9 protein-coding genes and 3 riboswitches are annotated in these 13,591 nt (G+C 54.6%); of the genes, 8 read left to right on the top strand and 1 reads right to left on the bottom strand.

Going from position 1 to position 13,591, the window contains the following annotated elements; genetic code table 11:
• The first annotated feature begins 476 nt into the window (after positions 1-476).
• Both B7G66_RS12835 and B7G66_RS12830 read left to right on the top strand, forming a co-directional pair.
• Positions 477-2,099 carry an ABC-F family ATP-binding cassette domain-containing protein gene (locus B7G66_RS12835; RefSeq protein ID WP_003619486.1) on the top strand — a complete coding sequence of 541 codons (1,623 nt, stop codon included), beginning with the start codon at positions 477-479 and terminating at the stop codon, positions 2,097-2,099.
• A 233-nt stretch (positions 2,100-2,332) separates the two neighbouring features.
• Positions 2,333-2,554, top strand: coding sequence for a hypothetical protein (locus B7G66_RS12830; protein ID WP_040510701.1), 222 nt, complete (start codon positions 2,333-2,335; stop codon positions 2,552-2,554).
• Between the two features lie 173 nt (positions 2,555-2,727).
• On the opposite strand, the gene B7G66_RS12825 is transcribed toward B7G66_RS12830, so the two are convergent.
• The gene (locus B7G66_RS12825) at positions 2,728-3,813 is read right to left on the bottom strand and encodes an acyltransferase family protein (protein WP_003619489.1); all 1,086 of its coding nucleotides are present in this window, start codon (positions 3,811-3,813) and stop codon (positions 2,728-2,730) included.
• A 706-nt stretch (positions 3,814-4,519) separates the two neighbouring features.
• Positions 4,520-4,748, top strand: a riboswitch (cobalamin riboswitch).
• A 158-nt stretch (positions 4,749-4,906) separates the two neighbouring features.
• Here B7G66_RS12825 and B7G66_RS12820 point away from each other — a divergent pair.
• The 6 genes from B7G66_RS12820 to B7G66_RS12795 all read left to right on the top strand — a co-directional run bounded on the left by B7G66_RS12820 (position 4,907) and on the right by B7G66_RS12795 (position 13,482).
• Positions 4,907-6,526 (top strand): carbohydrate porin, encoded by a 1,620-nt coding sequence (locus B7G66_RS12820; protein WP_040511877.1) that lies wholly within the window; start codon positions 4,907-4,909, stop codon positions 6,524-6,526.
• A gap of 239 nt (positions 6,527-6,765) precedes the next feature.
• Positions 6,766-6,984, top strand: a riboswitch (cobalamin riboswitch).
• A gap of 121 nt (positions 6,985-7,105) precedes the next feature.
• On the top strand, positions 7,106-9,196 hold the full coding sequence (locus tag B7G66_RS12815) for a TonB-dependent receptor plug domain-containing protein (protein ID WP_003619494.1): 2,091 nt from the start codon (positions 7,106-7,108) through the stop codon (positions 9,194-9,196).
• Position 9,197: 1 nt separating this feature from the next.
• The gene (locus tag B7G66_RS12810; RefSeq protein ID WP_040510703.1) at positions 9,198-10,037 is read left to right on the top strand and encodes an ABC transporter substrate-binding protein; all 840 of its coding nucleotides are present in this window, start codon (positions 9,198-9,200) and stop codon (positions 10,035-10,037) included.
• Positions 10,034-11,044, top strand: coding sequence for a FecCD family ABC transporter permease (locus B7G66_RS12805; RefSeq protein WP_003619499.1), 1,011 nt, complete (start codon positions 10,034-10,036; stop codon positions 11,042-11,044). The genes B7G66_RS12810 and B7G66_RS12805 overlap by 4 nt, the downstream gene beginning before the upstream one ends.
• Complete coding sequence (locus B7G66_RS12800) at positions 11,041-11,799, top strand: ABC transporter ATP-binding protein (protein WP_003619500.1); 759 nt, start codon at positions 11,041-11,043, stop codon at positions 11,797-11,799. Before B7G66_RS12805 ends, B7G66_RS12800 begins: the two co-directional genes overlap by 4 nt.
• Before the next feature lie 167 nt (positions 11,800-11,966).
• Positions 11,967-12,207, top strand: a riboswitch (cobalamin riboswitch).
• A 192-nt stretch (positions 12,208-12,399) separates the two neighbouring features.
• Positions 12,400-13,482 (top strand): aromatic ring-hydroxylating oxygenase subunit alpha, encoded by a 1,083-nt coding sequence (locus B7G66_RS12795; RefSeq protein ID WP_040510705.1) that lies wholly within the window; start codon positions 12,400-12,402, stop codon positions 13,480-13,482.
• Positions 13,483-13,591 lie beyond the last annotated feature (109 nt).

The following is a 13,591-nucleotide window of genomic DNA, read 5'->3' as shown; positions in this document are numbered from 1 at the left end:
GTCTTCTGAAGCTTTTTAGAAAAAGCTTCACCAAAAACCTTTATCATTTCAGTATGTTATATCTCCTGACTATTTCAAATAGCCTCTAAGATACACCGCACATAGGTGCAAAGATCAAAACGAGGCAGCCCAACGCAGCCGCAGGCTTTTGCGGACAGGGGCGTCGTAGCTTCCTGTTATTGTTGTCACGTAAGTTATTTATATTGTTGATATATAATAGGTTCCCGCTGAAGCGCATGCTGTCCTCATGCCTCGTCATGGGAGGAGAAGGCTCAGTCAGGATCAAGGGCTGAATCCGGTCGGATATTTTGGGGATCACCAGCATGGCCCCCACAGGGGCGTAATGTTTCCCGCAGTTGGAAGCATCGATGCATGAGCGTGGCGGCAACATCTGGTGCGTCGCTATTTACGGGGTCCGGGGGGTGCGCGATAAGGGCGCTCCGGCTTTTCGCTCTCTTTACGTTATCTGGGGCCCCATGATCCGTCTCGACACCATCAGCAAGCATAATGGCCATCGCGTGATTTTCATCGACGCTTCGGCCGCCCTCCAGAAAGGGGAGAAAGTCGGGCTTGTCGGGCCTAATGGGGCAGGTAAGACAACATTGTTTCGCCTGATTACAGGGCAGGAAGAACCTGACGAAGGGCAGGTCCTGATCGAACGTGGCCTCACTGTGGGTTTTTTCAATCAGGATGTGGGGGAGATGGCAGGCCGCAGCGCGGTCGCAGAGGTGATGGACGGTGCCGGCCCTGTGGCAGCCATCGGAGCCGAACTGTCCCAACTTGAATCCGCCATGGCGGACCCGGACCGCTTTGATGAACTGGACATCATTCTTGAACGGTTTGGCGAAGTACAGAGCCGTTTTGAGGAATTGGGCGGCTATGCCCTGGAAGGGCGTGCGCGCGAAGTCCTGCACGGGCTGGGATTCAGTCAGGAAATGATGGATGGCGATGTCGGCCGCCTGTCGGGGGGATGGAAGATGCGCGTGGCGCTGGCGCGCATCTTGCTGATGAAACCGGATGTTATGCTGCTTGATGAACCGAGCAACCATCTCGACCTCGAAAGTCTGATCTGGCTGGAGCAGTTTCTGGCCGGTTATGACGGTGCCCTGCTGATGACTTCGCACGACCGTGCCTTCATGAACAGGATCATCAACAAGGTGATCGAGATTGATGGCGGTGTATTGTCAAGTTTTTCCGGTGATTATGAGTTCTATGAACAACAGCGCGCCCTGAACGAAAAGCAGCAGCAGGCACAGTTCGAACGCCAGCAGGCCATGCTTGCCAAGGAAGTCGCCTTTATCGAGCGTTTCAAGGCGCGGGCCTCCCACGCTGCGCAGGTGCAGAGCCGGGTCAAGAAACTGGACAAAATTGATCGGATAGAGCCCCCGAAACGCCGTCAGACACTTGCCTTTACCTTCCCGCCTGCCCCCCGTTCCGGCGATGCGGTCGTCAACCTGCGCGGTGTGGACAAGGCCTATGGCAGCCGGGTGATCTACCATGATCTTGACCTGTTGATCCGCCGCCAGGAACGCTGCTGTGTGCTGGGTATCAACGGGGCGGGTAAATCGACCCTGTTGAAACTGGTCACTGGTACTATTGAACCGGACGCAGGAACCGTCACCCTTGGCGGTAGTGTCAAGATGGGATATTTCGCGCAGCATGCCATGGACCTGCTGGATGGCAATCTGACGATTTTTGAAACCCTGAACAATGCCTTCCCACTTGCTTCCCAAGGGGTGCTCAGGTCACTGGCGGGCAGTTTTGGCTTCTCTGGCGACGATATCGACAAGCTGTGTCGTGTTCTGTCCGGTGGGGAAAAAGCACGTCTTGTTCTGGCCATGATGTTGTTTGACCCACCGAATTTCCTGGTGCTGGACGAACCGACCAATCACCTTGATCTTGCCACCAAGGAAATGTTGATCACGGCCCTGGCCGATTATGACGGCACGATGCTTTTCGTCTCCCATGACCGTCATTTTCTGGCAGCACTTTCCAACCGTGTCCTGGAACTTACACCAGAAGGCCTTCATCGTTATGACGGTGGTTACACGGAATATGTTGCCCGAACCGGTCGTGAAGCACCGGGCCTGCATGAATGATGGCGGCGTCATGATCGGCGGGCTGTCAGGTTTGTCAGCCGGCCGGTTGCGACAGGCGATGGTGTGCGGCAGCCATGGGTAAGCAGGACGGGTATGCACAGATAAAATCGGGTTTTCCCTTACGATGGGAAAAGGGCGATGATAGTCCTGCATGACCGATAGGGTATGGATTACCAGTGCCTGACCCACTGAAAACCGTGGGATCAGGATATATAAAGAGATGGAGTGGGGCGTTGCTACAGAAACTTCGGGAGATCAATCATGATCGTACGCTTCTGGTGAATGCGGGGGTGTGTTTCTGCGTGATTGCCATGCTTGGCCTGGGCAACCTGTTTTGTAGTTTCGTGCTGCATACCGATATGTCGTACCTGATGCCATGGCTGCTGGTGGGGGTGATATCCTATTTCTTTTTGCCGAGCCTGATTCTTTGGATCGCAACTGGACATCCATCCTGACAATTAAACTAAGGTGTCGGGAATTACGTGACAGATCGCAATGGCGATATCATGCTGTCCTCACTGGGTATGCAGCATGTGTCAGATGTTTTGGGGGGCAGAGGATAAATCGTAATCAATGGCTTTGGCGGGGACAGGTAACGCGGTGAGTATGGTGAAACACGGCATAGTTGTCATGATTTTTCCATATGCCGTAACCGACGTCGCAAGGGTTCATCAACAAATCGCATCACACCATATGCAAATATTGTCAGAGATGTCACGCTCAGCCCGATAATGAATGCGGTCATGCCGTAACCAATGGTATGATGCTGGTAAAAATTCATGAAAATCCATAAGGCGACATAATGCGTCATGTAAAGTGGATAAGATAAGCGGCCAAGAAAAGAACACAACTTCTCCGTAACGCCGGATACATGTATTCCCGCACCCATCATGATGAGTGATGGATAAAATACAAAAACGACCAATTCTTCCGCAAGCCATTCATGCGAGAAGAAAGGCATTACAAACGTCAGCACAAGCAATGCACCGATGGCATAGAAATGTAGGTTATTTTTCCATATGAGGTGGTAACGATAAATGAAAAGACCTGCCAGGAATGAAAAGCTGACACGCGCGGCACCAGTCCAGAAGCCATTTGCATCCCATCCGTTATAAATCCATCCATCACGATAGCCACAAATGCCCAGCCACAGAGCTGCGATGCAGAGAAGAACGCCAAGTGCAGGCCGGGCGACACGCCACAAAACAAGCGCATATACGATACTGGCGATATATTCCCAGAACAAAGACCATTCCGGTGCATTGAGGCCAAAGAGATTGTGCGTGCGTTCGACCATCGTTGGATAGGGCACAACCAGAAGTGTTGTTAAAAAAAGCATGGTGATGCGCCCGACACCATAAGAAGCAGGCACCGGCATGAAGGGATCAAACAGAAAAGCCAGAAGGCCAAGAACCGCACCGAACACAACCATGGGATGAAGCCGGATCAGGCGATGGCGAACAAAACGTATGAAACCAAGGGTTCGTATCCTGTCATCATAAGCATAGCCCATGACAAATCCTGACAGGCAGAAGAAAAAATCAACAGCCAGGAAGCCATGTCCAATAAAATTCTTTGTATAGTCCAGGATAGCCATTTCCATAAAGTGGAAGATGACAACGGAAATGGCTGCCAAACCGCGAAGGCCGTCGAGAGCAACAAAATGCTTGCGGTGTTCGACTTCTGTTATCGCCTCGGCATCGGATTGAGACATGAGAGTCCTTTGACATTTTATCGTCAGGCTATAAGGCGGCAATATATTTCGATATTTTAACGAAATTCAAGCTTATTACAGCTCACCCCCGCGTGATCGCATCCGCCATGCTGATCGTAGGGCCAGAGCCCGCCAGGCGTCGATACAACCTGCGCGGGATCGAATAGCCATGGCAATGATGAATGGGAAAGAGCAGGGGAGTGTCTGGCAGTGTCCGTCTGCTAACGAAGTGCAATAAGGATAATTTTATAAATATTTTCAGTGAATTAATTTGGGTTTTGAGTATTTTTTCAAGTGATGTCATCCAAAATGATGCATTTATCAGCGATCTGTTTGTTGGGTGCTTGAGTGCATTTCCTGTGCCCATCCGGATTATGTCAGAAGGTCTGACGCGTATGGTGTTGACGCTGTGTGCCGCCGGATATTCCACGGGCGCGAGTTTGAGAGGCAGGGGGGCAGAGCATCAGTGTTACTGATGCCCATGGCATGAAAAGGTGTCTTGGGACAAAGGCTCCGTACCGCAGGCTGTGTCCGTGGGGATCATCATCACCATGGTCATCGAAGCGGTTTACCTGCATGCCTGTCACCACGTCTTTTACAAGGGCAACGTTTTGGTGGTTTGTCATATGTTCTGTGGGCTGTATGCAAGGGACATAAAAGAAATGCATATGCAGCCTTGCTTTTTGAAGGTAGAGAATTTTATAAAGCGGGTTATCAAGTCAACGGTCCCGTGCGAACGGGTGAAAAGGGAATGCTGTGCAACTCCGGCTGGGGAAGTCGCCCCGGGGGTTCAGTCAGCAACTGTCCCCGCAACTGTAGGCGGCGAATGTTACAGCCATGCTACCATCTGGTGGCAGCCACTGACTTCGGTTGGGAAGGCGGATGTGACGTGATGACCCGTAAGTCAGGAGACCTGCCGTTGAGTTCAGATTGTCGCCGGGCGGGCTGAGCCGGAGGCGGGTCAAGGTTTCATGTATTTTCTTCTGTAATGCCGTGTCATGGCGATGTGCAGGTCGGTTTCCCGGTCGGGGGCTGGCGGCATCTGGAATTGTTGCTTTTTTTACCAACACTGCCACCTGACAGGCTCCTTTTCATGATCTATTTCCGCTCCCCCTGCGTTTCGCGGCGCAGGGTCCGTGCATTTTTTGTCAATTGCACTCTGGCAAGCAGCGTTGTCGCATATTCACATGCCTATGCTCAGGCCCCCCAGACCCAGATTGAGGAAGACCGCGCCCGGCTGGGCAATTCCACACCATTGGTGGAACAGATTGACCCCGCGACCGTGCGTGATTCACAACGCGCGCAGGCTGATGCGCAGGAAAAGGCTGCCGGGGATGACAGGCTCGACACCAGCGGTAATCTGCTGGGCGATATGTGGGGGGCACGATCATGGTTGTACAGGCATGGTGTCACTTTTGATATTCAGGAGGTTGATGAAGTCTGGGGCAATGGCACAGGTGGCACGCCGTCGTCCAATGATGGTGCGTCAGGTTCGGGCACCGGTCCGGCCTATGACGGTGTGACCATGCCGACGTTAAGCATTGATACTGAAAAGCTGTTTGGCCTGAAGGGCGGATTGTTCAATGTCAGTGCGTTGCAGACACGCGGGCGTTCAATCTCGCAGGATCATCTTGCCAATTTCAATCCCATCAGTGGCTTCGAGGCTGATCGCTCCACCCGCCTGTTTGAATTGTGGTACCAGCAATCCTTTTTGAATGGGAAACTGGACATAAAGATCGGGCAGCAGGATCTTGATACTGAATTCCTGATCAGTGATTATGCATCTCTTTACCTGAATTCAAACTTTGGCTGGCCGATGGCGCCTTCGGTCAACCTGTATGGCGGTGGTCCGTCGTGGCCACTATCCTCGCCTGCCGTTCGCGTCCGTTACCGGCCAAGCGAGAAGTTCACCTTCATGTTCGCGGCTGCCGATGATAATCCGCCAGGTAACCGTACCAATTCCTTTGCCATACAGAATGGCGGTAACGGCGCGGATCCGACAAATCAGGTCACTAATGATGGCAGCGGGACACAGTTCAACATGGGCACAGGCGCCCTGCTGATTACTGAATTGCAATACGCACTGAACCCACAGCCGGCTGATATGTCGAATGTAACCAAGGATCCGGGCTTGCCGGGTGTGTACAAGTTGGGTGGGTATTACGATACCGCAAAATTCCCCGATTATCGCTATAACAACATGGGCAAGCCTCTTGGTGGCGCTGATGACAGCACCGGGATCCCGCGCTGGGATCGCGGGAACTGGATGGTCTACGGCATCATTGACCAGATGATCTGGCGTCCGTCACTGACCTCGGCCCGGTCGGTCGGGGTGTTTGTGCGCGCCACGGGCAATGGTGGCGATCGTAACCTGATCAGCTTTGCAATGGATGCAGGCTTCAACCTGAAGGCCCCATTCCGTGGCCGTGCCAATGACACACTCGGGCTGGGCTGGGGGATTGGCCGCGCCAGTTCGGGGGAGCGTCAGTTCGACCGCAATGTGGCACAGACTGGTACTTACAGCCCGGTGCAAGGGAATGAAAATCATCTCGAACTGACCTATCAGGCGCAGGTAACTCCCTGGCTGGTTATGCAGCCGGATTTTCAATATGTATGGCATCCTTCGGGCGGGGTGCGTGATTATGGTGTCTCCTATAACCGTCATGTTGGTAACGAGGCCATTTTCGGCCTGCATGGCAGCATTACATTCTGATTTATGATGATAGATGTTTATATATGAAGATTATAGGAAATTAAGAATCAGGTGCGTGGCATGCCTCAAGCGGCATGGTCTTTTTTAAGTCCATGTCACGACAGGATGTCTCTTGCCATGTCGTGCGACTGCGTCGTGTTCAGGGGATATCCTGAATGCCGGGAAATATAATCCAAAATGATAATGATCGTGACAGGGTATCACAAAATTGAATCCTTCTTGACAAGCATTGTTCATCAGATCAGAACAGGTGCGACGGTTCCTTCTGCCGGAGGGATTAAAAGGGAACGAAGTGCGGAATTACCATCCAATGCTTCGGCTGTCCCCGCAACTGTAAGCGGTATGTCTTTGCATTACCGGATGTAACGGTCCGGGCCACTGAAAACCACGGTTTTCGGGAAGGTTATGCATGATGCCAAGCCGCAAGCCAGGAGACCTGCCGTCCTTAGTGGTTGCGACCGGGAACTGTTGGGCGGGGCGTCCTGGCGGTGTGGTGTTACGGGGTTTCGCACGGATCGAAACCTGGGGTGGCAGCACGCTCTCGTGGCAACGATGATGTGACCGCGAGACCTGGATTCTATGATATTTTTTCGTAATCTTCTGATTGCCTCGACCATGTTCGTTACAATACGGGGCGGCATCGCGTATGCTGATGATCTGGGCGGGCAGGTAAAACCGCCAGCAACCGGTTATGTCGTGCAGGATAAGAAATCCCGGGTTGTCATTTCATCCGGAGGGGACGGGATTCCAGAACTTATCAGTGTCAGTGCCGCGCGGCGGCCGACTGCCGTTGATGATATCGGCACCAGCATGACCATCATCACCGAAAAACAGATCCAGACACAGCAGCGACGCAGCCTGACGGATATCCTGACGCGCCAGCCGGGCCTGAATGTGGTACAGACGGGTGGCCCTGGGGGGGCGTCCTCTATTTTCATGCGGGGCAATAATGCGAATGAGGTCAAGGTCCGTCTTGATGGCATGGATATCAATGATGGCAGTTCGGCATCAGGCGCGTTTGATGCGGGGCAGTTCGTGACTGATGGTATGGGGCGCATCGAAATCCTGCGTGGTCCGCAAAGCGGCCTTTACGGTGCGGATGCCATGGCAGGCGTGATCGACATCACCACGGCGCAGGGGGAAGGACGATTCAGACCATTCGTCCGTGTCGAAGGGGGCGGATACGGTACTTTCAACCAGACTTTTGGCGCGCGCGGCAGCAAGGGGCGTTTTCATTACAATGTTGAACTTTCCCATTACCGTATGGATGGGTTCAACAATATCCCTGCCTATATTGAACGGTATTACGGCGCTGACCGACAACAGCGACACGAGGGCAACCGCAATGACAACCGGGGGGCCAATATCCGGCTGGGATATGACATTACCCATAATTTTGACCTTGGCCTGACTGCACGCCTTATACAGAATAATAACCATTCCTATTCATTATATGACCTGCAAAGCGAGAACGCTTATGGGGACAGGGGTGTGCGGGAACAGAACAGCCAGAATGAGGCCATCGTGCGAGGAACGGCGCATCTGGTTTCCTTTCATGGCATGTTCGATCAGGTACTAGGCCTTGGATACATGACCAATCGCAACCGCTGGACAGAGGCAGGCACCAGTGATGGTAGCCCCATAAATCCCGATCCTGATTATTACCGTTCCAGCCGGTTGAAAGTGGATTGGCACGGAACATTCAATTTAAAAAAATATGGACAGTTCTTGATCGGGGCGGAACATTTCCACGATACGTTCAATACCAGCCATACCGCCGCCAGCATGTGGGACAGCGGATATAATACATCCGCCAGCATGGATACGACCGCGGGTTATGGACAGTATCAGGGGAATTGGAACCATATCCTGTATGGTGCGGCCAATATTCGTTATGATGCCAACTCACGTTATGGCAACCATGTGACGTGGCGTGTTGCCCCTGCGATCCATGTGCCGGGAACCGGCACCATCATCAAGGCCAGCGCCGGGTCGGGTTTTCATGGCCCATCGCTATATCAGCTATTTGCCAATCAGGTGGGCGCAGGATATTCGGAAAAAGGCAATCCGAACCTGAAAGCCGAGCAGTTGATCGGCTATGATGCGGGGGTGGAGCAGAAATTGCTGCACGATCATCTGAATTTTGGGGCAACATGGTACGACAACAGGGTCAGGAACCTGATCCAGTCTTCCGTATCAGTGGATTCATCGTATAATTATACCTATTCCTATGCCAATGTTGCCAAGGCCCGGATGTATGGTGTGGAAGCTTTCCTGAACTGGAAGGCATTGAATACCCTGGAATTCAATCTGAGTTATACTTGGACACATGCCCGCGATGCAACGGACGGCGCCGAGCTTCAGCGCCGTCCCCAGCACAAGTTCAATTTCAATACGACATGGACACCAATCCGCGACCTGACATTTTCGGGCAATATCCTGTATACCAGTGCCTGGCGCGATGTGCCGGTCATCGGCGGGGCGACATGCAGCGTTTGCGCCAGGGGGCATGGATATTTTACCATTGATGTGGCTGCCAATTATAAGGTCAATCGCTATGTTTCCGTTTATGCCCGTGCGGACAACCTGTTGAACCGCCAGTTCGAGGACCCGATTGGCTATCTGCAGCCCGGTCGTGCCGGTTATGGTGGTTTCATGCTGAATTATTGACATGAAAAGGATGCTTGCGGGATTTGTCGCCGGGATGCTTGCCTGTGTCCCGATGGCGGCACGGGCGCAGCCTGTGGCGCGTGTGGTGTCGCTCAACCTTTGCACGGACCAGTTGCTGCTGTTATTGGCCGCACCGGGACAGGTCGTGGGGATTACACCACTGGCGCGCGACTGCTGGAACGCGGTATTGTGCGCGCAGGCCGCGCGCGTGCCAGTGATGCGGCCCACCTCGGAAAATGTCGTGGCCGCCCATCCCGATGTCGTGCTGGGTGGTGTCTATACAGCGACGTTGGCCATGCAGGCTGCACGGGAAAGCGGGGCGAAGGTCATTACCCTGCCACCAGCAAAATCACTGACGGATATCGCCTCACAGATCATGATCGTGGCGAGTGCGATTGGTGTGCCAGAACGTGGGCGTGAACTGGCTGGCGCCTTTGCGCTGCGCCTTGCCTCCTTTCCATCGGGACGGTCTGCCACCGATCCCACGGCTGCGGTCTATGCCGCCAACGGGTTCGTGACCCATGCGGGTTCGTTGCCTGATGATGTCCTTGCCCATGCGGGCCTGCGTAATTATGCAACCGTTATGGGGCATGAAGGGTCTTCACGCTTTCCTATGGAGGTGCTGATCGCGCATCCGCCCGACCTGCTGGTCCTCGACCGTTCGGGACGGGGGCGTTCCCTTGCACAATCAATGCTTGACCATCCTGCACTGCGGCAGGCCTTTGCCGGTGCGCATCACCTCGACCTGCCAGCGCGCCTGTGGTTATGTGGCCTGCCACAGACACTGGATGCAGTGGCGATGCTGCGTGCTGCCCGCGGTTATCTTGGAATCCCACAGTGAAACAGTTCGGGCATGGAACCCTGTTGCTCAATACGCTGCTGCTGCTTGGGGTGGTGGGCCTGTTCGGGGCGTCGTTGATGTGGGGGGAAACCAGTATCATGTTTTCGCATGCACTGGCGGACCTGATGGCGGGGCGACATACGGCCGGTGCGATCATCGTGGCGCAACTGCGCCTGCCGCGCACCCTGTTGGCCATTATGGTGGGTGGCACACTGGGCCTGTCGGGTGCGGTCCTGCAGGGATATCTGCGAAACCCGCTGGCGGACCCCGGTATTCTGGGCGTATCGGGTGGGGCGGCACTTGGTGCGGTATGCGTGTTTTATACCGGCCTCATGCAGCTTTCCATCGCGGCCCTGCCGCTTGGTGGCCTGACGGGGGCCCTGTGCGCGGCTGCCGTGCTGATGGGGGTGGTGGGGCGTGGCGGGACACTGGTGCTTTTACTGGCGGGGGCGGCACTCAGCAGTTTTACCGCCGCGCTGACGGCGCTGGTGCTGAACCTTGTCCCCAGTCCGTATGCATCCTTTGAAATCATGCATTGGCTTATGGGGTCACTGACTGACCGGACCTTTACCCATGTCTGGATCTGCTTGCCCGGTGTGGTGTGTGGCACGCTGTTTATGCTGTCCTGCGCACGTGCGCTCGATGCGCTGGCGCTGGGTACGGATGTGGCGGAAAGCCTTGGGTTCCGGCTTCATGCTCCATGGGGGATACAGACGCGCGTCGTGCTTGGCGCGGCTCTTGCCGTTGGGGCGTGTGTGGCGGTTTCCGGTGCGATTGGCTTTGTGGGGTTGGTGGTGCCGCATCTGTTGCGCCCGTTGACGGGGCACCAGCCTTCACGCCTGCTTGTGCCGTCCTTTCTGGGTGGCGGACTGTTGCTCCTGGCGGCGGATATGGTTGTGCGCCTGGTGGCAAGCGGGCCTGAACTACAGCTTGGCGTATTGACGGCATTGGTTGGTGCGCCGGTTTTTTTCGCCCGTGTCATCATCCTTAAAAGGAGCAGCCCATGAGCTTGCTTCATGCGTGCGGCGTCTCGCTCAGACGGGGGGAACGGGCTGTCGTTTCCGCCGCTGCCCTGACCCTGGAACGGGGGCGGGTTGTGGGTCTGATCGGACCGAACGGGGCGGGGAAAAGCACGTTTATGCGTATGCTTGCGGGGTTACAGGCCCCAGATTGTGGGAAGATCCAGCTTCTTGGGCGTGACATGGGGCAGATCCCCCCCGCAATGAGGGCAAGGCAACTGGCCTTTATCCCGCAAGATGGGGGAATGCCGCCGCCGATGCCCGTCCGTAATCTGGTGGCACTTGGGCGCCTGCCACATGGACAGGCCAACATGCATGCGATAGGGTATCCTGCGGTGCAACGTGCGCTGGAGGCAACAGGCCTGCTGGACCTGTCTGCCCGTCCGGCCTGTCATCTTTCGGGTGGGGAGCGGGCGCGTATGAACCTCGCGCGTGCGCTGGCGACCGATACGCCTGTTGTTGTGGCGGATGAACCGATTGCCGCCCTTGACCCTGCCCATGCCCTGTCCATGATGCAGCTTTTCCGTGAACAGGCCGCACAAGGTAAGGGGATTGTCGTTGTGTTGCATGATCTGGTGCTGGCGACGCGGTTTTGCGATGAACTTGTGCTGATGGATGATGGCTCCATCATTCGACATGGCCCTGCAACACAGGTGCTGGATGATGATATCATGCATGCAGTGTACGGTGTAACGGTCAGGCGGATCGGGGATGCTGTCATTCCGTGGGAACTCTGTCGATAAGGCATCTTGATGTAATCCGGGCTGTTTTTGTACGAATCCGTTATTTCCCCGGATTATTGTTTGCAAAAACCTTTCCGGACATTTGCGGGTCTGGGACTGATCTGCGAATGCATTTCGAAAAAATCTTCAGGATATCTTGCATCTGGCGGAAAAATGCAGGCACTATCAACTTCTATCAAGTCGATGGTCCCGTGCGAGCGGGCTAACAGGGAACGCCGTCATGCTCCGGCCGGGTCATAAGCCCGGGAGCCAAGTCGGAGGCTGCTCCCGCAACTGTAGGCGGTATGCCGCCGGTTCATTTACCCCCATGGGGTAGGTCACTGTTTCCACGATCAAGGGAATGGGAAGGCAGGAACCGGCAGGCCATGATCCGTGAGCCAGGAGACCTGCCATCGTCATTTGCCAAGCCGTCGGACGGGATGTGCCGAAGGCGGGAGAAGCCTATGCCCATCAGGCAGGAAGCCATGTGCCATGGCGATATGGCAGGTAACGCATCCACGCGTTGCAGTTTTATGAAAATCACACGAAAAATAACGTCTTTTCTGACTGCGCCGCCCCAGGTCCCGTGTGGCCGATATTGTGGGAGGCATTGAAGCGAGTATGGCACGGATTATATCGGACATAACCGCGCCGGTGCGGATGCCGCGTCTGCCCCATGATATCCGGCGTGTGCGGAGTAACCCTGATTTCTGGTATCCCGTTGCCTGGTCGCGTGAACTGCGTCGGGGCAGGGCGATCGGGGTACGTTATGCAGGGCAGCCGATTGTCGTGGTCAGGCCAGAGGCCGGTGCGATCTTTGCGCTTGATGATGTCTGTCCCCATCGTCAGGTTCCTCTGAGCAAAGGAGATGTATGTGGGGATTTTGTGCGCTGTGCATATCATGGGCTGAAATATAGCCGACGTGGACAGTGTTTTTCATCGGATATGAAAATCGAAGATGATCTGCCCCGACTGCGTAAATGGGCCTGTCAGGAAAAGGACGGGCTGATTTTTGTTTTCATGGGGCCGATGGAAAAATCCGATAGTGTGCCTCTGCCGGATATTCCACGTGTGCGCGATCCACATTATCGTACGCGTCGTTTTGGAAAAATTGTGAAATGCCATTACAGTTTCATGCATGAAAACCTGATGGACATGAACCATCAGGTTCTGCACAGTCGTCTGGTCGGAAGTATGAAACCCCGGTTCCTGGGCATGGAACGTGGCCATGATTTTGTGGAGGCGCGCTATACCTTTGCGCGTATGGCCGGCAAGCAACCCCTGAGTGAAGCCCTGATTTATGGGCAGCGTCGGAAAGAAGGGCGCAATTTCGCCTATCGCGATGTCATGACCATCCGTACACAATATCCATATCAGGCATTGCGGATCGAGACGCAGGGCGTTGAGGAACCGGTCATGGACCTGTGGATTGCGTATGTGCCGCAGGATCGCGAGGAACAAACCAACCGTGTCTTTGGACTATTGTCCATACGCCGGTTGAAGGTTCCGTTCATACTGGATCTGGCATGGCCGTTGCTGGTTGCCTTTACGGAACGTGTCTTTGCTGAGGATCGCGAAATTGTCGAACTTGAACAGCGGGCATGGCAGGAGCAGGGCGGTGATCGGAATCAGGAAGTTTTTCCGGTTATCATGGCCTTGCGCCAACTGCTTGTCCAAAATGGGATAAGTGCGCAAACAGCCTGAAATCAGGAACCAGGGTCTGGTGCAGCTTTTCCCCCAGGACTTCAGGGGGGCTGCCATTTGAAAGGCGCGCGTCTGCCAGACCCTTTGTAGGGTTTTATGAATGGGTTAT

The organism is Novacetimonas hansenii JCM 7643 (assembly GCF_000964405.1).
GTDB lineage: Bacteria > Pseudomonadota > Alphaproteobacteria > Acetobacterales > Acetobacteraceae > Novacetimonas > Novacetimonas hansenii.
This window is presented reverse-complemented; position numbering and strand designations above follow the sequence as displayed.

What these genes read in the sequence shown, in the direction of transcription:
- B7G66_RS12835 (WP_003619486.1), top strand. Translation starts at nt 477, where the DNA reads ATGATCCGTCTCGACACCATCAGCAAGCATAATGGCCATCGCGTGATT.
- B7G66_RS12815 (WP_003619494.1), top strand. Translation starts at nt 7,106, where the DNA reads ATGATATTTTTTCGTAATCTTCTGATTGCCTCGACCATGTTCGTTACA.
- B7G66_RS12820 (WP_040511877.1), top strand. Translation starts at nt 4,907, where the DNA reads ATGATCTATTTCCGCTCCCCCTGCGTTTCGCGGCGCAGGGTCCGTGCA.
- B7G66_RS12810 (WP_040510703.1), top strand. Translation starts at nt 9,198, where the DNA reads ATGAAAAGGATGCTTGCGGGATTTGTCGCCGGGATGCTTGCCTGTGTC.
- B7G66_RS12825 (WP_003619489.1), bottom strand. Translation starts at nt 3,813, where the DNA reads ATGTCTCAATCCGATGCCGAGGCGATAACAGAAGTCGAACACCGCAAG.
- B7G66_RS12800 (WP_003619500.1), top strand. Translation starts at nt 11,041, where the DNA reads ATGAGCTTGCTTCATGCGTGCGGCGTCTCGCTCAGACGGGGGGAACGG.
- B7G66_RS12795 (WP_040510705.1), top strand. Translation starts at nt 12,400, where the DNA reads ATGGCACGGATTATATCGGACATAACCGCGCCGGTGCGGATGCCGCGT.